Source organism: Mycolicibacterium psychrotolerans, assembly GCF_010729305.1.
GTDB classification, from domain to species: domain Bacteria; phylum Actinomycetota; class Actinomycetes; order Mycobacteriales; family Mycobacteriaceae; genus Mycobacterium; species Mycobacterium psychrotolerans.
The window spans coordinates 5,551,387-5,571,325 of sequence record NZ_AP022574.1 but is presented as its reverse complement, the minus strand read 5'-3'; the positions used below and the strand labels follow the sequence as shown (position 1 = coordinate 5,571,325).

Here is a 19,939-nt window from a genome sequence, read left to right as displayed (position 1 = left end):
GCAGCCGGTGAGGCGGATGACGGCGCGCTCGGTGGTGCTGAGCGTGCTGCTCGGCGCCCACCCGGCGTGGGCAACCGCTGGCGAACTGCTCAGACTCACCGCGGATTTCGATCTCAAAGAGCCGACGGTGCGGGTGGCGCTGACCCGGATGGTCAGCTCCGGCGACCTCGTCCGCTCCGACGACGGCTACCGTCTCTCCGACCGGCTGCTGGCGCGGCAGCGCAGGCAGGACGCCGCCCTCGATCCGCGCACCCGGCACTGGGACGGGTCGTGGACCGCGGTCGTGGTCACCAGCGTCGGCAACGACGCGCGCACTCGCGCGTCAATGCGAAGTACGTTGCAGGACAGTAGGTTCGGCGAGCTGCGCGAGGGGGTGTGGCTGCGTCCGGCCAACCTCGACGTCGAACTGCCCGGCGAGGTGGCCGGACACACCCGGGTGATGCGGGTGCACGACGACGATCCGGCGGGACTGGCCGGTGCGCTGTGGGATCTGCCGAGCTGGAGCGCGGCCGGTGACGATCTTCTCGCCGAGATCACCGCTGCCGCAGATGTTCCCGGCCGGTTCGTCGCCGCCGCGGGCATCGTGCGGCACCTGCGCACCGACCCGGTACTCCCGGAGGAGCTGCTGCCGGCGGGCTGGCCGGGCGCCGCGCTGCGCGCGGCATATCACGACTTCGCCGCGGAACTGGCCGCGCGGCGCGACGACGAGATGATGGAGGCGCGATGACTTCAAGCGCAGGAGTGCGGGTCGAGAAGAACGGTCCGGTCACCACGGTGATCATGGATCGGCCGCAGGCCCGCAACGCGGTCAACGGCCCGGCCGCCGCCGAGCTGTACGCGGCGTTCGACGCGTTCGACAAGGACGACTCCGCGTCGGTGGCCGTGCTGTGGGGTGACAACGGAACCTTCTGCGCGGGCGCGGACCTCAAGGCCTTCGGCACCCCGGAGTCGAATGCTGTGCACCGCAGCGGTCCGGGTCCGATGGGGCCGAGCAGGATGGCGCTGTCCAAACCCGTCATCGCCGCGGTGAGCGGCTACGCGGTGGCAGGCGGCCTCGAGCTGGCGCTGTGGTGCGACCTGCGGGTGATCGAGGAGGACGCCGTCATGGGAGTCTTCTGCCGGCGGTGGGGCGTGCCGTTGATCGACGGCGGCACCGTACGGCTGCCGCGGCTGATCGGACACAGCCGGGCGATGGACCTGATCCTGACCGGACGGGCCGTCGCCGCCGAGGAGGCGTTGGCCATCGGGCTCGCCAACCGGGTCGTCCCGACGGGGGAGGCGCGCGCCCGCGCCCAGGAACTCGCCGCGGAGTTGGCCCGGCTCCCGCAGCTGTGTCTGCGCAACGACCGGATGTCGGCGCTGACCCAGTGGGGGATGTCGGAAGCCGACGCCATGGACGTCGAGTTTGGCAGCATGTCCCGGGTGGCTGCCGAATCCCTGGAGGGCGCAGCACGTTTCGCCGGCGGCGCGGGGCGCCACGGGGCAAGCGCGGCGACGACGACGCCATACCTGCCCGGTCCGGGCCCGATGGCTGCGGAAAGCGAGTAGCGTCCTACTCACGCGCAGCGGAATGCCCCGTCGCACCCTGAGGGAACGCCGCGACGCACCGGGAGACGTGACCATGACTGCTCTGCAGCAACAAGCGCTCGATTCGTTCTACGCGATCGACAATGTGATCACGATCAAGATCACGATGGCTGCGGCGGAGTGGGATGCGTTGCGAAACGAGGAGCCCAAGGGAGGTCGCTGCAACTTCGAATTCACCGACGGCGCCAGGTACACCTGGCGCAAGGCCGCCTCGGTCGAGATATCCGGCACGAGATTCCCGGCTGCGACCACGTTCACCGACGTGGGGGTCAAGAAGAAGTCGTTCTGCGGCTCGATCGACAGCGACAAGCCCTGCCTGCATGTCGACTTCGGCAGACTGGGCGACGCCAACGTGGCCGGCATCGAGGCCCTGATCGGGTCGCGCTACGTCACACTCAACAACTCCATCCAGGACAGGTCCTACATCAAACAAACGCTCGGCTACCGATTGCTGGGCATGGCGGGGCTGCCCCATTCACGCTGCAACTACGCCCGCGTGTTCGTCAACGGAACGCCGATCGGTCAGGGCGCCGGCGGCGTCAACGCCCCGGGTGTCTACGTCAACGCCGAGCCGGTGATGAAGCGCTACATCGAGCGCAACTTCAACGGCAACATGAAGGGCAACCTGTACGAGCTCGAGCACCACGACGATCTCGTCGAGGAGAGACTCGACTTCATCGGCGTGGAGGCGCTGTCCAAATTCGAGGACAAAGCCGATCTCACATTCGCGTGCGCTCACATCAAGGCGAACGGCCTCGCGGGTGTCGACCAGGTGTTCGACATGGGTCAGTTCCTCAAGATCTTCGCGATGGAGTTCTTCCTCAAGCACTGGGACGGCTACGCCGACAACACCAACAACACCTACCTCTACAACGACGTCACCGCCGTCGCGGCACCGGATGTGGGCGACATCAGGTTCAAGATGATCCCCTGGGGGATCGACCAGACACTGCAGCCCGGCATGCCGTTCAAGTTGGGCCGTGACGGCGTGATCGCCCAACTGGTGCGCAATGACGACGCACGCCGGAAGCAGTTGTTCGACCAGATCCGGGCCTACCGCGACACAGTCTTCAGCCGCGAGAACCAGCAGACCGTCCTTCGGCCCCTGATCAACGAGATGCAGGCACTGCTGACGGGATTCGGCGTCCCCGACGTCGTCACGGAAATCGACTTGGTGCGGCAGCAACTGCGACTGGCCGAATCGGCCGGATACATGGCCACGGGTCTGCCGGGCCCGGCCGATCCCGTCTACATCCTCAAGCACGACACGAGTGCGTGCCTGCATGCGAGCAACACCGAGTCGATTCCGCCCGGCGCACCCACCCCGGCGAACCTCGAGGTCTACCACCAACCGCTCAAGGACGACAACGATCCGGCCGACCTATGGGCTCTCGACGACCTCGGGACCGGAAAGTCGTTGGCCAGCAAGGCTTTCAGCCGGAATCTGCACGCGAGCGCGTCGCAGGTCACCCCGCAGGGGCACAAGTATCTCTACACCTGCGCGCCGAGCAACGGCCAGCACGCCGAAGAGTTCACGATCGCCCCGGTCCCCGTGCCGGTGACCGATCCGGCGAATCCGCCGGGCCGGTTCGCCTACACCGGCTATTTCAATCTGGTCAGCGCGCGGACGACGGAGATGGCGAAGTTCGGGCTCGACCTCACTCCGGGCGGCAGGGCCAGGGTGCATCAGGAGCTGCCCGGTTCCAACCTCTATTTCTACTGACCACCCGCGGGGAGATCACAGACCGCGTAGCCGCCTCGGTCGTCTACGATCAGGAGTTTTCGGTCGCCGCCGCGGGAGAACGCGGCGACGCCCTCGGGCTTCATCGATCGGTGGAAGGTGACGTCGAGTAGTTCGACCTGATCGCCGGCGCCGCTCCATGTGCCGAGCTGAAATGGATCGTCGCCCGAGCTGATGGAGCGCCCGAGCAGCACCAGGAAGTCTCCGGTCTGTTCGTCGTAGGACAGGTCGCGGATACCTTGCGCCGCGGTGGACCGGGGGAGACGGATCTGCACTGCCGACGGCGCGCCGAGCGACGGCACCGTCCACGGACCACGAACCGGGTCGACGGGAATCCGGATCACGGTGGCGGCTCCGGGTGCGTTGGGTGCCCGCACGCCGAACAGCAGTGTGCGGGTGCGCGGATCCCAGGCGAGGCCTTCGATGTTCAACCCGCCGTCGTCGGGGGTGCGCCGGCCTGCCGCGGCCAGCGAAGGCATGAGGCGCAGCAGCCAATCGCGGAATCCGTGCATGCCTTCCGCGGGAAGGTCACCGTGGTGGGTGTAGCGGACCCGGACCAGTCCGTCACTGACTCGGTGCCCTGCCTCGGACACACAGAGCGAGGAGGTGATGATGAGGAAGATCTCGCCGTCGCTGTCGATGCGCGTCAGCCCTTCGGGATCGCGCAACTGGCCCTCGGGGATGCCGGCAAGGGGGCGCCGCGAAATCCGTTCTGCCTCTTCGTCATGGGTGTCGAGCGCCAACTCGAAGACGGCTGTCGGGTCGTTGTTGTCGATGAACACGAACCGGCCAGGACCGACCGGTACCACACCGGAGGCGTTGAACGGCGCGTGTCCGTTGTTCTCGTCGAAGGCCGTCGACTTGATCTTCCTGTGTCGGAAACGACCCGCGATCGCGTGAAACGCCGCCGCGAAGTCGGGCAGCGACCTACCCCTTGCTGATGGTGTTGTTGTTGCCGGTGTCGTTGACCTTCGGGTCGCCGTCACGGTAGGTGACGGTGTTGTTCAGCCCCACCACCGACAGTTCGGCGTCGACGCGGTCGAAGGTGATCTTGTTGTCGGCCCCGCCGATGTTGACGTTCGCGCAGGTGCCCGTCACGGTCAGCGTGTTGTTCGAGCCGCCCACGTTCAGGGATTTGCCGTCGGCGCAGTCGATGTCGGCCGTCGTGCCGAACGATCCGTAGTTGATCGTGTTGCCGATCTCGACCTGCGCTCCGGAGGAGCCGGCCGTGGCCGTCGGCCTGTCGGTGTCGGAACTGGTGGACCCGCACGCGGAGAGTCCGAACGTAGCTGCTGACAGCGCCGCGACAGCGACACCGCCCAGTAGTCGAAGGCGATACACGCTAGGCGGGTACCCGATCGATGCGGTTTGTCATCCCGAGTTCACGGCCGCGGTCCCAGACGATGGGCGCGCCGTTCTTGTAGAACACCGTCTGGTCGTAGCCGTACACCGTGACGTCGTTGATGACGTTGTCGGCCACGATGACGTTCGAGGAGCCCTGCACGGTCACCGCCCAGCAGGTTCCGAGCGCGGTGATCTGATTGCCGGTCCCGACCACGATCAGCGTCGCGTTGTTGCAGTCGATGGTGCGGGAGACGCCCTGGCCGGTGATGTGGGTGTCACCGTTCTTGGCCTGAGCCGACGGGCTCACCGCCAGCACCGCGGACATCGTCAGCACGCACGCGGCCAGCACTCGTCCCGTTGTGGTCACACCGGCAGCCTACGACGTCGGACGAGTCGCCACAGCGAGTTGTGCTGGGTACCGTGAGCTGCGATGCGCCGACGTGTCCTCGAAGTCCTCATCGTTGCTGTCCTGGGGGCCGCGACCGCTGGGGGCTGCGCGCAGACCGTCGAAGGCATGGCGCAGCGGGAGGACGGGACCGTCCCCGACCCGGACCGCACCTACGGCTACGTCGACGACCGCTGCGGGCTGCTCGACGACAGCACCGTGCAGGCGACGCTCGGCGCGGCCGAGGTGGTCCGGCCCTACAGCGGTGCGGTGTGCCAGTACATCCTGTCCCGGCCCGGCGCCGGCACCATCGACGTGACGTTCTCGTGGTTCGACACCGGCAACCTCGCGCGCGAACACGACCTGGCGGCGCGGCGCGGCGCCGTCGTCAAGGACACCGTCGTGGAGCGGCATCAGGCGTTCTCCGCGCGCCGCGACGTCACCGGCGTCGCGTGCTCGGCCACCGCTGCCGCGGGCACCGGAGTGCTCAGCTGGTGGGTGCAGTACCGCGGACAGAAGACGGGCGACCCGTGCGTCGACGCGCAGAAGCTCCTCACGGCGACCCTGCGCTCGGACATGTGAGATGACGGCCGTCCGCATGTTCGCCGGGTTGTGCCTGGCGCTGACCCTGGCCGGCTGTTCCGGCCCGGAGCGCCCGGCCGAGCCGTCCGCCGACGCCGGCTCCGGCTCGGCCGGTGGCGGGTTCCGCAGCGTGGACTGCAATGGCATTTCCGACGCCGACGTGGCCAAGGCTGCGGGGTCGAACCTGTTCACCCCCGCCGTGGTCAGCGATGCCGGGTGCTTCTGGCAGGAGAACACGATGGTCGGCAACGTGGGCGCCGGCATGGGCATCTCGACGTGGTGGTACCGCGGCAGCGACATGGACACCGAACGCGAACTCGAGCAGCAGGCCGGCCGCACGCTGACCGAGCTCTCGATCGACGGGAACAAGGGTTTCAAGGCCTTCGACGACTCGGCGTGCAGCATCTACGTGGCCAAGGGTGGCGATGTCATCACGTGGTCGATCCAGACGATGAACTCCGAGACGCTGCCCGATCTGTGCACGATCGTCGGCCAACTCGCGCAGCTCAGCCAGGAGCGGGTGAACTAGAGTCTCTCGTCGACCCTCGTAGCGTCGGGTCGGCCGCGGCGAAGGGGGACCCACGAGATGGCAACTCGGCCGCCGCGCACGGCGAAGCTGAGCCGCGGGGCCATCGTCAACGCCGCGCTGACGTTCCTGGACCGCGAGGGCTGGGACGCGCTGACCATCAACGCGCTGGCCAATCAACTCGGCACCAAGGGTCCGTCGCTGTACAACCACGTGCACAGCCTCGACGATTTGCGCCGCTCGGTGCGGATGCGGGTGGTCGGCGACATCATCGACATGCTCAACACCGTCGGCCAGGGCCGCACGCCCGATGACGCGGTGATGGTGATGGCCGGCGCCTACCGCAGCTACGCGCACCACCACCCGGGCCGGTACTCGGCGTTCACCCGGATGCCGCTCGGCGGCGACGACCCGGAGTTCACCGAGGCCACGCACGCCGCAGCCGCTCCGGTGATCGCGGTGTTGTCGGCCTACGGCCTGGACGCGGAGTCGGCGTTCTACGCCGCGCTGGAGTTCTGGTCTGCCATGCACGGGTTCGTGCTGCTGGAGATGACCGGGGTGATGAGCGGCCTCGACGCCGACGCGGTGTTCAGCGACATGGTGATGCGGCTCGCCGCCGGTATGCGGCACCGATGACGGGTCACAGCGGCAGTTGCGCAGGTCAGCGGGTTTTGTCGAGGTCCGCGGCCCTGGTATCGTGGATCGTCGTGCCTGGCAGATAAGGCGCTTGAGGCTTGACTGAGTCACAAGCACGCCTGCACGCCGGGCCACTTTGCATGTCAACGCGCCGCGGGCGCCTTGGAAATTACTCCGAGATTCACGCGGCGGCCGCATGCGACACGCCCGGATGCGGGGTAGCCCGCGACACGAAACTTAAAGAAGAAGACGCAAGCAACACAGGAAGCCGGTACATGCCAACCATCAACCAGCTGGTCCGTAAGGGTCGCCGCGACAAGATCGCCAAGGTGAAGACCGCGGCGCTTAAGGGCAGCCCGCAGCGTCGCGGTGTGTGCACCCGCGTCTACACCACGACCCCGAAGAAGCCGAACTCGGCACTTCGCAAGGTCGCGCGTGTGCGACTGACCAGCGCGGTCGAGGTCACCGCCTACATCCCGGGCGAGGGCCACAACCTGCAGGAGCACTCGATGGTGCTGGTGCGCGGTGGTCGTGTGAAGGACCTTCCCGGTGTGCGCTACAAGATCATCCGCGGCTCGCTGGACACTCAGGGCGTGAAGAACCGCAAGCAGGCCCGCAGCCGCTACGGCGCGAAGAAGGAGAAGAGCTGATGCCGCGCAAGGGACCGGCGCCCAAGCGTCCGTTGGTCAACGACCCCGTTTACGGCTCGCAGCTGGTCACCCAGCTGGTGAACAAGGTGCTGCTGGACGGGAAGAAATCACTGGCCGAGCGCATTGTCTATGGTGCGCTCGAACAGGCCCGGGACAAGACCGGCACTGATCCGGTGGTCACGCTCAAGCGGGCCATGGACAACGTCAAGCCCTCGCTCGAGGTCCGCAGCCGCCGCGTCGGTGGCGCCACCTACCAGGTTCCGGTCGAGGTTCGTCCGGACCGCTCGGTGACGCTGGCGCTGCGCTGGCTGGTCAGCTTCTCCAAGCAACGCCGCGAGAAGACCATGGTCGAGCGTCTGGCCAACGAGATCCTCGATGCCAGCAACGGCCTGGGTGCCGCGGTCAAGCGCCGCGAGGACACCCACAAGATGGCCGAGGCCAACCGCGCCTTCGCGCACTACCGCTGGTGATTGCACACCCTGCAGTCACCGGAGCCGCCCGGCGGCGACATCCAGTCACTGACGACCGCAGGGCGCAACGGAACACCCGACAAGCAAGCGAAAGAGTGGGAATCTAGCCGTGGCACAGGACGTGCTGACCGACCTCACGAAGGTCCGCAACATCGGCATCATGGCGCACATCGATGCCGGCAAGACGACGACGACCGAGCGCATCCTCTACTACACCGGTATCAGCTACAAGATCGGTGAGGTGCACGACGGTGCCGCCACGATGGACTGGATGGAGCAGGAGCAGGAGCGAGGGATCACGATCACCTCGGCTGCCACCACCTGCTTCTGGAACGACAACCAGATCAACATCATCGACACCCCCGGCCACGTCGACTTCACCGTCGAGGTGGAGCGTTCGCTGCGCGTGCTCGACGGCGCCGTGGCCGTCTTCGACGGCAAGGAAGGCGTGGAGCCGCAGTCCGAGCAGGTCTGGCGCCAAGCCGACAAGTACGACGTCCCGCGCATCTGCTTCGTCAACAAGATGGACAAGATCGGCGCCGACTTCTACTTCTCCGTGCGCACGATGGAGGAGCGCCTCGGCGCCAACGTCATCCCGATCCAGCTGCCGATCGGCTCCGAGGGTGACTTCTCCGGCGTCGTCGACCTGGTCGAGATGAAGGCCAAGGTGTGGAGCGCCGAGGCCAAGCTCGGCGAGAAGTACGACGTCGTCGACATCCCCGCCGATCTGCAGGAGAAGGCCGACGAGTACCGCACCAAGCTGCTCGAGGCGGTCGCCGAGACCGACGAGGCCCTGCTGGAGAAGTACTTCGGCGGCGAAGAGCTCACGATCGAGGAGATCAAGGGCGCGCTGCGCAAGCTGACGATCAGCTCGCAGGCCTACCTCGTGCTGTGCGGCTCGGCGTTCAAGAACAAGGGCGTGCAGCCCATGCTGGACGCGGTCATCGACTACCTGCCGTCGCCGCTGGACGTCCCGCCTGCCGTCGGCCATGCGCCCGGCAAGGAGGACGAGGAGATCACCCGCAAGCCGTCCACCGACGAGCCGTTCTCGGCGCTGGCATTCAAGGTCGCCACGCACCCGTTCTTCGGCAAGCTGACCTACGTGCGCGTCTACTCGGGCACCGTCGAGTCGGGCAGCCAGGTCATCAACGCGACCAAGGGCAAGAAGGAGCGGCTGGGCAAGCTGTTCCAGATGCACTCCAACAAGGAGAACCCGGTCGAGCGTGCGGCGGCCGGCCACATCTACGCCGTGATCGGTCTGAAGGACACCACGACCGGTGACACGCTGAGCGATCCGAACCAGCAGGTGGTGCTGGAGTCGATGACCTTCCCCGATCCCGTGATCGAGGTGGCGATCGAGCCCAAGACCAAGAGCGATCAGGAGAAGCTGGGTACCGCGATTCAGAAGCTCGCCGAAGAGGATCCGACCTTCAAGGTGCACCTGGATCAAGAGACCGGCCAGACCGTCATCGGCGGTATGGGCGAGCTGCACCTCGACATCCTCGTCGACCGCATGAAGCGCGAGTTCAAGGTCGAGGCCAACGTCGGCAAGCCGCAGGTGGCCTACAAGGAGACCATCAAGCGCGCCGTCGACAAGGTCGAGTTCACCCACAAGAAGCAGACGGGCGGCTCGGGCCAGTTCGCGAAGGTGCTCATCGCCCTCGAGCCCTTCGTCGGTGAAGACGGCGCCACCTATGAGTTCGAGAACAAGGTCACCGGCGGTCGCATCCCGCGCGAGTACATCCCGTCGGTCGACGCCGGAGCCCAGGACGCCATGCAGTACGGCGTGCTGGCCGGATACCCGTTGGTCAATGTGAAGGTCACGCTGCTCGACGGCGCCTTCCACGAGGTGGACTCGTCGGAGATGGCCTTCAAGGTGGCCGGCTCGCAGGCGCTGAAGAAGGCTGCCGCCCAGGCGCAGCCGGTCATCCTGGAACCGGTCATGGCCGTCGAGGTCACGACACCCGAGGACTACATGGGTGAAGTGATCGGCGACCTGAACTCCCGCCGTGGTCAGATCCAGGCCATGGAGGAGCGCAGCGGTGCCCGCGTCGTCAAGGCGCATGTGCCCCTGTCGGAGATGTTCGGCTACGTCGGCGACCTCCGGTCGAAGACCCAGGGCCGGGCGAACTACTCCATGGTGTTCGACTCGTACGCCGAGGTTCCAGCGAACGTGTCGAAGGAGATCATCGCGAAGGCGACGGGCCAGTGAACGAAGTGAACGGCCCCATTTGGGTCGGTCAGTAAGCCCGCGTTCTTTCGGGTCTGGTAAGACCACACAACTGAACACATCGAAACTGCTTTACAGAAAGCACCAACACAGTCCAGGAGGACAACACAGTGGCGAAGGCGAAGTTCGAGCGGACGAAGCCGCACGTCAACATCGGGACCATCGGTCACGTTGACCACGGCAAGACCACGCTGACCGCAGCGATCACCAAGGTTCTGCACGACAAGTTCCCCGATTTGAACGAGTCGCGCGCATTCGACCAGATCGACAATGCGCCCGAGGAGCGTCAGCGCGGTATCACGATCAACATCTCCCACGTGGAGTACCAGACCGACAAGCGTCACTACGCACACGTCGACGCCCCCGGTCACGCTGACTACATCAAGAACATGATCACCGGTGCCGCCCAGATGGACGGCGCGATCCTGGTGGTCGCCGCCACTGACGGCCCGATGCCGCAGACCCGCGAGCACGTGCTGCTGGCCCGCCAGGTGGGCGTGCCCTACATCCTGGTCGCGCTGAACAAGGCCGACGCGGTGGACGACGAGGAGCTCATCGAGCTCGTCGAGATGGAGGTCCGCGAGCTGCTGGCCGCCCAGGACTTCGACGAGGACGCCCCCGTGGTCCGCGTCTCGGCGCTCAAGGCGCTCGAGGGCGACGAGAAGTGGGTCAAGTCCGTCGAGGAGCTCATGGAGGCCGTCGACGAGTCCATCCCGGACCCGGTGCGCGAGACCGACAAGCCGTTCCTGATGCCCGTTGAGGACGTCTTCACGATCACCGGCCGCGGCACCGTGGTCACCGGTCGTGTGGAGCGCGGCGTGGTCAACGTGAACGAGGAAGTCGAGATCGTCGGCATCCGCCCGACCACCACCAAGACCACCGTCACCGGTGTCGAGATGTTCCGCAAGCTGCTCGATCAGGGCCAGGCCGGCGACAACGTCGGTCTGCTGCTGCGCGGCATCAAGCGCGAGGACGTGGAGCGCGGCCAGGTCGTCATCAAGCCGGGCACCACCACTCCGCACACCGAGTTCGAGGGCCAGGTCTACATCCTGTCCAAGGACGAGGGCGGCCGCCACACGCCGTTCTTCAACAACTACCGTCCGCAGTTCTACTTCCGTACCACGGACGTGACCGGCGTGGTGACCCTCCCCGAGGGCACCGAGATGGTGATGCCCGGTGACAACACCGACATCTCCGTCAAGCTGATCCAGCCCGTCGCCATGGACGAGGGCCTGCGCTTCGCGATCCGCGAGGGTGGCCGTACCGTCGGCGCCGGCCGCGTCACCAAGATCATCAAGTAGTCGGCTCCGCCGACGTGATCATCTAAGTGATCTAGGTTCACGCCAACGAAAGTGGCGCTCACCCTCCGGGGTGGGCGCCACTTTTGTGTCCGGAGCAGGTGTAACGCCGATCTCCCGGCCGACGATGTACTGTACGGCGGCGGTCGAGGGGTCCGCCGCCTTCACTTTGTCACGGTGTGGGCCAGAGGATCATTCGTTGAGTACACGTATTTCGACTTTCGCAGCCGCCGCCCTCCTGGGCGGCGCCGCCATGTTCGGCCTGTCGGCCGGAACCGCGTCCGCACAACCGGCCTGCCCGGATGTGCACTGGATGGGTGCCGCCGGATCGGGTGAGCGCACCCCGGCCGACATCGCCACCGATGACGGCATGGGCCGGGTGGTCAACAAGTCCTACCGTGACTTCGCCGGGCTGGTGCAGGGCAGCGGCCGCACGATCACCGCCGAGGCCGTCGACTATCCCGCGGTTCCGGTGCCCGCCGACGGCGGCGCGATGGGCTGGCTCGGGTTCATGAGCAGCGTCGACACCGGTGCCGCGGCGCTGGCCGCGCAGTACGCGGCGTTCGTCGCGCAGTGCCCGACCACCCAGGTGGTGCTGGCCGGCTACTCGCAGGGCGCGATGGTGGTGCACCGCAACCTGGCTGCGCTCGAGACCAGCCCGAACCTGGCCGCGGCCCTGCTGGTCGCCGACGGCGACCGCCAGCCGCAGGACCCGACGCTGAACCTCGGCTCGGTGACCGCGGTGCCCGGCCGCGGCAAGGGCGTCGCCCAGGACTGGCCGATCCTCGCCCATGCACCCGCTCTGCTGACCCCCGCGATGGGCGGCCGTACGATCAGCGTCTGCGATCTCGGGGACGCCGTGTGCGACTACGATCCCGATGCCGAGGACGACATGAACCCGGCCGCCGTCGCGGTGCACACCAGCTACGCGCGCAACGCTTCTGCCATGGACGCCTGGACGGCGCCGCTGTTCCGTCTGGTGCAGAACCGGCCCATGGCGATTCCGGACGCCAATCCGATGCAGGTGGCCGCCGGATCCTGAGCGACATCCCGAGCGACGGGGTCATAATCTGACCCGTGTCGACTTTCTGGCGGTATGTCCGGGTTCAGCTGTTCGTCCTGCTGTGCGGCATCGTCGGTCCGATCTTCCTGGTCATCTACTTCGCGGCGGGCGCCAGTCCGCTGATGAAGTGGATGTTCTGGACGGGCCTGCTGATCACGGCCGTCGACGTCCTCATCGCGCTGGCGATCACCAGCGCCGGGACTAGGAAGGCCGCCAAGACCCAGGCCCTGGAGGCCACCGGCGTGCTGGCGCTCGCGCAGGTCGTCGGTATCCAGGAGACCAACACCCGCATCAACGACCAGCCGCTGGTCAAGATCGACCTGCAGGTCTCGGGCCCCGGCATCACCCCGTTCTCGACCCAGGACACCGTGGTCGCGTCGGTGAGCCGGCTGCCGATGATCACCAGCCGCAAGCTGGTCGCCCTCGTCGACCCCGCCACCAACGACTACCAGATCGACTGGGAGCGCAGCGCCCTGGTGAGCGGCATGATGCCCGCGACCTTCACGGTCGCCGAAGACAACCGCACCTACGATCTGACCGGCCAGACCGAGCCGCTGATGGAGATCCTGCAGGTGCTCAAGGCCAACGGCATCGGCATGGACAGCATGATCGACCTGCGTTCCAATCCGGCCGCCCGCGCGCAGGTGCAGACCATCGTCCGGCGTGCAGGTGCGCAGCACGCGCCGCCACCCCCGGTGCCGGCCGGGGCTTCGCCGATGCCGATGCCGTCGCCCGAGCCGACGACGGCGCAACGCCTGCAGGAACTCGAGACGCTGCGGGCCACCGGCTCCATCACCGACGCCGAGTACGCCACCAAACGCCAGCAGATCATCGCCGACCTGTAGACATCTAGAACGCGTTCTAGTTCTGCTGTTAGCCTGACCCGGTGACCCTTGATGCACCCCTGGAAGGACGCGTCGCACTGGTGACCGGAGCGGCGCGCGGGCAGGGCCGTGCGCACGCTGTCCGGTTGGCCGGCGACGGCGCCGACATCGTCGCGATCGACGTCTGCAAGCCGGTGTCGGACACCGTCACCTACCCGATGCCGACGGCCGACGATCTCGCCGAGACCGCGCGGCTGGTCGAGGAGGCGGGCCGCAAGGTGATCGCCCGCGAGGTCGACATCCGGGATCTCGGCGCGCAGCAGCAGCTGGTGGCCGACGCCATGGAGCAGTTCGGCCGGCTCGACATCGTGGTGGCCAACGCCGGCATCCTGAGTTGGGGCCGGATCTGGGAGATGTCCGAAGAGCAGTGGGACACCGTCATCGACGTCAACCTCAACGGCACCTGGCGCACGATCAAGGCGGCCGTGCCCGCGATGATCGAGGCCGGTAACGGCGGGTCGATCATCATCGTCAGCTCGTCGGCGGGAACGAAGGCGACGCCCGGCAACGCGCACTACTCGGCGTCCAAGCACGGCCTGGTGGCATTGACCAACGCGTTGGCGATCGAGGCGGGCGAGTTCGGGATCCGGGTCAACTCGATTCACCCGTACTCGATCGACACGCCCATGGTTCAGCCCGAGGCGATGATGGAGATCTTCGGCAAGTATCCGGCGTTCCTGCACAGCTTTTCACCGATGCCGTACCACCCGGTGAATCATGAGGGCAAGAAGGGGCTCAAGGAGTTCATGACGCCCGAGGAGGTGTCCGACGTGGTCGCCTGGCTGGCGGGGGACGGGTCGGCGACGATCTCCGGCTCGCAGATCGCCGTCGACCGCGGAACCGCCAAGTATTAGCGGGCCAGCACCTCGGCGAGTTGGTCGACAGCCCAGTCGATCTCGTCGGCGGTGATGACGAGCGGCGGGGCGAAGCGCAGCGTGGAACCGTGGGTGTCCTTTACCAGCACCCCGCGCTCGGCCAGGCGCAGGCTGATCTGCTTGCCGGTGCCGTGCGCCGGATCGATGTCCACCCCGGCCCACATGCCCTTGCCGCGCACCTCGAGCACGCCATGCCCGACCAACTCGTGCAGCCGGGCGTGCAGGCGCGCGCCGAGTTCGACTGCGCGTCGCTGGAATTCACCCCGTGCCAGGATGTCGACCACGGTGGCGCCGACCGCCGCCGCCAACGGGTTGCCCCCGAACGTCGACCCGTGTTCGCCCGGATGCAGGACACCGAGCACGTCCCGGTCGGCGACCACCGCCGAGAGCGGGACCACCCCGCCGCCCAGCGCCTTGCCCAGCAGGTACATGTCGGGGACGACGTTCCAGTGGTCGCACGCGAACGTGCTGCCGGTGCGGGCCAGGCCGGACTGGATCTCGTCGGCGATCATCAGCACGTTGCGCTCGGTGCACAGCGCCCGCACCCGCGGCAGATAGTCGTCGGGAGGCACGATGATGCCGGCCTCGCCCTGGATCGGTTCGAGCAGGACCGCGACCGTGTTCTCGTCGATCGCCCGGGCCAGCGCGTCGGCGTCGCCGAACGGCACCGAGCGGAAACCCGGTGTGTACGGGCCGAATCCGCGCCGGGCGGTCTCGTCGTCGGAGAAGCTGATGATCGTCGTGGTACGGCCGTGGAAGTTGTTCTGCGCCACCACGATGTTCGAGGTTTCCGCGGGCACGCCCTTGACGTCGACACCCCACTTGCGCGCCACCTTGATGCCGCTCTCGACGGCCTCGGCGCCGCTGTTCATCGGCAGCACCATGTCCTTGCCGCACAGCTCCGCGAGCGCCGCGCAGAACGGGGCCAGCCGGTCGGAGTGGAACGCGCGGCTCACCAGCGTCACCAGATCCAGCTGGGCGTGTGCGGTCGCGATGATCTCGGGGTGGCGGTGGCCGAAGTTGACCGCCGAATACGCGGCCAGGCAGTCGAGGTAGCGCTTGCCCTCGACGTCGGTGATCCAGGCACCCTGTGCGCTCGCGGCGACGACGGGCAGGGGCGAGTAGTTGTGCGCGACGCAGCGGCCGTCGAGGGCGATCGCGTCGGCGGTGTGCGTGGTGGCGTGCATCGCGGTCATGAATGTACCTCCAGGGTGCAGCATTTCACCGAGCCGCCACCTTTGAGCAGCTCGGACAGGTCGACGCCTATCGGCCGGAATCCGCTGTCGCGCAACCGATCGGCGAAGCCGGTGGCGGCGGCGGGCAGCACGACGTTGAGGCCGTCGGAGACGGCGTTGAGGCCGAGCACGTAGGCGTCGGCACTGGCCACCTCGATGGCGTCGGGAAACAGTTCGCGCAGCGTGGTCTGGGAGTGCTCGGTGAAGGCCGGCGGGTAGTAGGCGACGGTGGTGTCGTCCAGGACGGCGAGCGCGGTGTCGAGGTGGTAGAACCGCGGATCGACCAGTTCCAGGCCGACCAGCGGCATGTCGAGGTGCTCGGCGATCTCGTGGTGGGCGCGGCGGTCCGTGCGGAATCCGTGGCCGGCCAGGATCATCGATCCGACCAGCAGCAGATCGCCCTGGCCTTCGTTGACGTGCCGGGTCTCGGTGGCGGCGAAGTCGTTGTCGGCCATCCATGCGGCGTACGCGAGCGCCTCGGCGGCCCGCTCCTGGTAGGCGAAACGCGCGACGACGGCCTTGCCGTTGACCACCATGCCGCCGTTGGCGGCGTAGACCATGTCGGGCAGACCGGCGACGGGTGCGACGACATCGACGGTGTGGCCGAGGTCGAGGTAGGTCTGGCGCAGCGTCTCCCATTGCGCCAGGGCGCGGCCCGTGTCGACCGGGGTCGAGGTGTCCATCCACGGGTTGATGACGTACTCGACGGAGAAGAACTCCGGTCTCGTCATCACGTAGCGGCGGAGCCGGGGGCTGCGGGCGGTCGGGGTGTCCTGGGCCGGGGAGGTGGCGGTGGCGAGGTCCATCGTCATGGATCAACGATATTTCGCGCCGCTCGCGCAATCAATCGACGGCTGTTGCGTACCTATGCGCTGTTTGTTGTGTAAAAATTCTTTGGGCATTCATTTGTTGCGCGGAAGGAACGACATGGATCGATTGGACGCGACGGACGAGTTGATCCTCGCCGAACTCGCCGAGAACGCGCGCGCCACGTTCGCCGAGATCGGGCAGCGGGTCAACCTGTCGGCGCCCGCGGTCAAGCGTCGCGTCGACCGGATGCTCGACACCGGCGTCATCCGCAACTTCACCACGGTGATCGACCGCAACGCGCTCGGGTGGACCACCGAGGCCTACGTTCAGGTGTTCTGCCACGGGACGATCGCCCCCGACCAGTTGCGCGCCGCCTGGCAGGACATTCCGGAGGTGGTCGGCGCCGCGACGGTGACCGGGACGGCCGACGCGATGCTGCATGTGCTTGCCAGGGACATGCGCCACCTCGAGGAGGCGCTGGAGCGGATCCGCTCGAGTGCCGACATCGAACGCAGTGAGAGCATCGTGGTGCTGTCCAATATCATCGAGCGGGCGCAGGGCTGAGCACCCACCCGTGGGGTGGCGCACAACGGTTTCCCGTGATCGTGTAAAAAGCCCAGATGAGCACTTCAGGAGTCGTGATCGTCGGGGGCGGGCTGGCCGCTGCCCGCACCGCCGAACAACTGCGTCGTGCGGAGTACTCCGGGCCGATCACCATCGTCAGCGACGAGGACCATCTGCCCTACGACCGCCCGCCGCTGTCGAAGGAGGTGCTGCGCGCCGAAACCGACGACGTCAGCCTGAAGCCCGCGGAGTTCTACGCCGAGAAGGACATCACGCTGCTGCTAGGCAACGGCGCCCGGTCGGTCGAGATCGACGCCAAGGCGGTGACGCTGGCCGACGGCAGCACGCTCGGCTACGACGAGCTGGTGATCGCAACGGGCTTGGTGCCCAAGCGGATCCGGTCGTTCCCCGACCTGCCGGGCATCCACGTGCTGCGCAATGTCGGCGAGAGCCTGGCGCTGCGCCGAGAAGCTGCCGACGCGCGCCGCGCCGTCGTGGTCGGCGCCGGCTTCATCGGCTGCGAGGTGGCCGCGAGCCTGCGCACGCTGGGGGTGGACGTGGTGCTCGTCGAACCGCAACCGGCGCCGCTCGCGTCGGTGCTGGGGGAGCAGATCGGGGAGTTGGTGACCCGGCTGCACCGCGCCGAGGGGGTCGACGTCCGGTGTGGCGTCGGCGTGGCCGAGGTGAGCGGAGACGACCGGGTGCGCGCGGTGACGCTGTCGGACGGCGAACAGATCGACGCCGACATCGTGGTGGTCGGCATCGGCTCGCACCCGGCCACCGACTGGCTCGAGGGCAGCGGGATCGCCCTGGACAACGGCGTGGTGTGCGATGACGCCGGCCGCACCAGCGCACCGCACGTCTGGGCCATCGGCGACTGCGCGTCCTGGCGTGACGAGGTGAAAGGCCAAGTCCGCGTCGAACATTGGAGCAACGTCGCGGACCAGGCCCGGGTGCTGGTGCCGGCGATGCTGGGCCAGGACGCCCCGGCGGCCGTTTCGGTGCCGTACTTCTGGAGCGATCAGTACGACGTCAAGATCCAGGCCCTGGGCGAACCGGAGGCCACCGATACCGTGCACATCGTCGAGGACGACGGCCGCAAGTTCCTGGCCTACTACGAACGCGACGGTGTCGTGGTCGGCGTGGTCGGCGGCGGATTCCCCGGCAAGGTCATGAAGGTCCGGGCCAAGATCGCCGCAGGCGCGCCGATCACCGACCTGCTGGGCTGAGTTTCGTCTGGCGCGAGCGCGCGTGTCTGTACAGCACCACGCCGTCGATGGCGAGCATTCGCGCGCGTTCGCGGCGATCGAGTGTCGTTGTCGCGCTGCCGTTATCCCCAATCCTGGTTTCATCCACAGCCCCGAGAATTGGTGCGGCGGTATGTCGGCGGGAGCGGGCAGAATCGAATCATGTTCGAACGTATGTTCGCCCAAATTGCCGATGAGGCGTTGTTGGGCGCGATCGAACAGGCCGCTGTGGAAGAGGCCCAGGCCGGTGCGCGGCGACTCGCCGCGATCGCCGAGCTGACCCACCGCACCGTCGATGACGACGACGAACGCTCCCGCTGGAGCTTCGATCTGTGGGCCGCCACCTCCGTCGATATCGGCGCCGCGCTGAGCATCGGACAGCGCCGCGCCTCAGCGCAGATGCGCATCGCGATGGCCCTGCGCGACCGGCTGCCCCGCGTCGCGGCGCTGTTCTGTGCCGGCCGCATCGATGCCCGGGTGATCTCGCAGCTGACCTGGCGCACCCACCTGATCGACGACGAGCAGGTCCTGGCGATCATCGATAGCGAACTGGCCGACCACGCCGCATCCTGGGGCGCACTGTCGAAAGACAAGCTGATCGCCGCGGTCAACGCCGTCATCGAACGCTACGACCCCGACACGGTCCGGCTGACCGCCATCGCGCTGCGTGAGCGCGACTTCTGCATCGGTGCCCACGAGGACGGCGCGGAGACCACCTCGGTGTGGGGCCGGTTGATGGCCGCCGACGGCATCGCCGCCGAGCGGCGCATCCTGGCCATGATCGACGGCGTCTGCGCCAATGACCCGCGCAGCATCGGGCAACGCCGTTCCGAGGCCGCGGGCGCGTTGCTCAACGGCCGCACACACCTGCCCTGCCGCTGCGGTTCCCCCGACTGCCCGAAAGCCGACACCCCAGCCCCGCAGTCGAACATCGTTGTTCACGTCATCGTCGATAAGACCGCCCTCGACGCCGCCTCAGCCCACGCCGCCGCAGAGGCCAAAGGAGCAGACGCTAAGAAGTCCGCCGCCGTGACCAATGCTGCAGCCAGCACCGTCGAGCCCGCCGCCGCAGAGCCCGCCGCCGCTGAGAGCGATGCCGTCGACGAGCCCGCCGCCGACACCGACCTCGCGACCGACTGCGAGCCGGCGCCATTGAAAGACATTGGGCTGGCGCTGCTGCCCGGGCTCACGGTGATGCCCACTGCGGCGTTGGCCGACGCGATCCGCGGCGGGGCGAAGGTCGCCCCGCTGTGGCTGCCCGGGCCCGACCCCGAGCCGCACTACCGCCCGTCGGCGCGGCTGGCCCAGTTCGTGCGGCTGCGCGATATGTTCTGCCGCTTCCCGGGCTGTGACGTCCCCGCCGAGCGCTGCGACATCGACCACAGCGAGCCCTGGCCCTACGGACCGACCCACCCGTCGAACATGAACTGCAAATGCCGCACCCACCATCTCGGCAAGACCTTCGCCGAGGGCTGGCGAGAAGTGCAATCACCCGACGGCACGATCACCTTCACAGCACCCGACGGCCGCACCTACACCACCCGGCCCGGCTGCGCGCTGTTCTTTCCGACCTTCCCCGCCGCCACCGCCGATCTGCCGCTCCCACCACCGATACCCCCACCCAACCCTCAACGTATCGCCAAGATGCCCATCCGACGACGCCTGCGCAGCGCGGACGATGCCGCGCGCATCAAAGCCGAACGCGCACACAACAAACAAGTCCGCGCAGCAGCCGACGACGCCAACCGGGCAGCTCGGGATCCCGGGCCATCGGATCACACCCCCGGCCGTGACGATCCACCGTTCTGACGC

21 protein-coding genes are annotated in these 19,939 nt (G+C 67.5%); 16 read left to right on the top strand and 5 right to left on the bottom strand.

The window, feature by feature from the left end:
- The first annotated feature begins 16 nt into the window (after positions 1 to 16).
- From G6N45_RS26885 to G6N45_RS26875, 3 genes are all read left to right on the top strand, one after another.
- Positions 17 to 727 carry a PaaX family transcriptional regulator C-terminal domain-containing protein gene (locus G6N45_RS26885; protein ID WP_163727156.1) on the top strand — a complete coding sequence of 237 codons (711 nt, stop codon included), beginning with the start codon at positions 17 to 19 and terminating at the stop codon, positions 725 to 727.
- A complete protein-coding gene (locus G6N45_RS26880; protein WP_179965249.1) occupies positions 724 to 1,548 on the top strand; it encodes a crotonase/enoyl-CoA hydratase family protein in 825 nt (274 codons plus the stop codon). The genes G6N45_RS26885 and G6N45_RS26880 overlap by 4 nt, the downstream gene beginning before the upstream one ends.
- Before the next feature lie 73 nt (positions 1,549 to 1,621).
- The gene (locus G6N45_RS26875; protein WP_163727153.1) at positions 1,622 to 3,310 is read left to right on the top strand and encodes a CotH kinase family protein; all 1,689 of its coding nucleotides are present in this window, start codon (positions 1,622 to 1,624) and stop codon (positions 3,308 to 3,310) included.
- On the opposite strand, the gene G6N45_RS26870 is transcribed toward G6N45_RS26875, so the two are convergent.
- The 3 genes from G6N45_RS26870 to G6N45_RS26860 all read right to left on the bottom strand — a co-directional run bounded on the left by G6N45_RS26870 (position 3,304) and on the right by G6N45_RS26860 (position 4,997).
- Complete coding sequence (locus G6N45_RS26870) at positions 3,304 to 4,110, bottom strand: DUF3616 domain-containing protein (RefSeq protein ID WP_246228807.1); 807 nt, start codon at positions 4,108 to 4,110, stop codon at positions 3,304 to 3,306. The two genes, G6N45_RS26875 and G6N45_RS26870, sit on opposite strands and share 7 nt — an antisense overlap.
- Positions 4,111 to 4,255: 145 nt before the next feature.
- The gene (locus tag G6N45_RS26865) at positions 4,256 to 4,651 is read right to left on the bottom strand and encodes a DUF3060 domain-containing protein (protein WP_156395043.1); all 396 of its coding nucleotides are present in this window, start codon (positions 4,649 to 4,651) and stop codon (positions 4,256 to 4,258) included.
- Positions 4,652 to 4,670: 19 nt separating this feature from the next.
- Complete coding sequence (locus G6N45_RS26860; RefSeq protein ID WP_163729147.1) at positions 4,671 to 4,997, bottom strand: DUF3060 domain-containing protein; 327 nt, start codon at positions 4,995 to 4,997, stop codon at positions 4,671 to 4,673.
- A gap of 105 nt (positions 4,998 to 5,102) precedes the next feature.
- Here G6N45_RS26860 and G6N45_RS26855 point away from each other — a divergent pair, with 105 nt between their 5' ends.
- The 10 genes from G6N45_RS26855 (at position 5,103) to G6N45_RS26810 (ending at position 14,250) form a co-directional block, all read left to right on the top strand.
- Positions 5,103 to 5,639: a DUF3558 domain-containing protein gene (locus G6N45_RS26855; RefSeq protein ID WP_163727151.1), complete on the top strand. Its 537-nt coding sequence runs from the start codon at positions 5,103 to 5,105 to the stop codon at positions 5,637 to 5,639.
- A gap of 1 nt (position 5,640) precedes the next feature.
- Positions 5,641 to 6,168: a DUF3558 domain-containing protein gene (locus G6N45_RS26850; RefSeq protein WP_163727149.1), complete on the top strand. Its 528-nt coding sequence runs from the start codon at positions 5,641 to 5,643 to the stop codon at positions 6,166 to 6,168.
- 57 nt (positions 6,169 to 6,225) lie between these two features.
- Positions 6,226 to 6,801 carry a TetR/AcrR family transcriptional regulator gene (locus tag G6N45_RS26845; RefSeq protein ID WP_163727145.1) on the top strand — a complete coding sequence of 192 codons (576 nt, stop codon included), beginning with the start codon at positions 6,226 to 6,228 and terminating at the stop codon, positions 6,799 to 6,801.
- Between the two features lie 275 nt (positions 6,802 to 7,076).
- On the top strand, positions 7,077 to 7,451 hold the full coding sequence (gene rpsL / locus G6N45_RS26840) for a 30S ribosomal protein S12 (RefSeq protein ID WP_003929602.1): 375 nt from the start codon (positions 7,077 to 7,079) through the stop codon (positions 7,449 to 7,451).
- Positions 7,451 to 7,921 (top strand): 30S ribosomal protein S7, encoded by a 471-nt coding sequence (gene rpsG, locus G6N45_RS26835; RefSeq protein WP_043405699.1) that lies wholly within the window; start codon positions 7,451 to 7,453, stop codon positions 7,919 to 7,921. Before rpsL ends, rpsG begins: the two co-directional genes overlap by 1 nt.
- Before the next feature lie 109 nt (positions 7,922 to 8,030).
- Positions 8,031 to 10,133, top strand: coding sequence for an elongation factor G (fusA, locus tag G6N45_RS26830; RefSeq protein WP_057151157.1), 2,103 nt, complete (start codon positions 8,031 to 8,033; stop codon positions 10,131 to 10,133).
- Between the two features lie 128 nt (positions 10,134 to 10,261).
- Complete coding sequence (gene tuf, locus G6N45_RS26825) at positions 10,262 to 11,452, top strand: elongation factor Tu (RefSeq protein ID WP_057151156.1); 1,191 nt, start codon at positions 10,262 to 10,264, stop codon at positions 11,450 to 11,452.
- A 250-nt stretch (positions 11,453 to 11,702) separates the two neighbouring features.
- Entirely contained in the window at positions 11,703 to 12,491 is a 789-nt protein-coding gene (locus tag G6N45_RS26820) for a cutinase family protein (RefSeq protein WP_163729144.1), read from the top strand.
- A 35-nt stretch (positions 12,492 to 12,526) separates the two neighbouring features.
- Positions 12,527 to 13,357, top strand: coding sequence for an SHOCT domain-containing protein (locus G6N45_RS26815; RefSeq protein WP_163727142.1), 831 nt, complete (start codon positions 12,527 to 12,529; stop codon positions 13,355 to 13,357).
- Positions 13,358 to 13,416: 59 nt separating this feature from the next.
- On the top strand, positions 13,417 to 14,250 hold the full coding sequence (locus G6N45_RS26810; RefSeq protein WP_163729141.1) for a mycofactocin-coupled SDR family oxidoreductase: 834 nt from the start codon (positions 13,417 to 13,419) through the stop codon (positions 14,248 to 14,250).
- Here G6N45_RS26810 and rocD read toward each other — a convergent pair.
- Positions 14,247 to 15,467 (bottom strand): ornithine--oxo-acid transaminase, encoded by a 1,221-nt coding sequence (gene rocD, locus G6N45_RS26805; RefSeq protein WP_163727139.1) that lies wholly within the window; start codon positions 15,465 to 15,467, stop codon positions 14,247 to 14,249. The two genes, G6N45_RS26810 and rocD, sit on opposite strands and share 4 nt — an antisense overlap.
- Positions 15,464 to 16,312 carry a dimethylargininase gene (gene ddaH, locus G6N45_RS26800; protein WP_163729138.1) on the bottom strand — a complete coding sequence of 283 codons (849 nt, stop codon included), beginning with the start codon at positions 16,310 to 16,312 and terminating at the stop codon, positions 15,464 to 15,466. The genes rocD and ddaH overlap by 4 nt, the downstream gene beginning before the upstream one ends.
- A 121-nt stretch (positions 16,313 to 16,433) precedes the next feature.
- Here ddaH and G6N45_RS26795 point away from each other — a divergent pair, with 121 nt between their 5' ends.
- The 3 genes from G6N45_RS26795 (at position 16,434) to G6N45_RS28275 (ending at position 19,936) form a co-directional block, all read left to right on the top strand.
- Positions 16,434 to 16,880, top strand: a complete 447-nt coding sequence (locus G6N45_RS26795) for an Rv2324 family transcriptional regulator (RefSeq protein ID WP_057151153.1) — start codon at positions 16,434 to 16,436, stop codon at positions 16,878 to 16,880.
- Positions 16,881 to 16,936: 56 nt separating this feature from the next.
- Positions 16,937 to 18,109 carry an NAD(P)/FAD-dependent oxidoreductase gene (locus G6N45_RS26790; protein WP_163727136.1) on the top strand — a complete coding sequence of 391 codons (1,173 nt, stop codon included), beginning with the start codon at positions 16,937 to 16,939 and terminating at the stop codon, positions 18,107 to 18,109.
- A gap of 180 nt (positions 18,110 to 18,289) precedes the next feature.
- A complete protein-coding gene (locus tag G6N45_RS28275) occupies positions 18,290 to 19,936 on the top strand; it encodes an HNH endonuclease signature motif containing protein (protein WP_163727133.1) in 1,647 nt (548 codons plus the stop codon).
- The last annotated feature ends 3 nt before the right edge of the window (positions 19,937 to 19,939 follow it).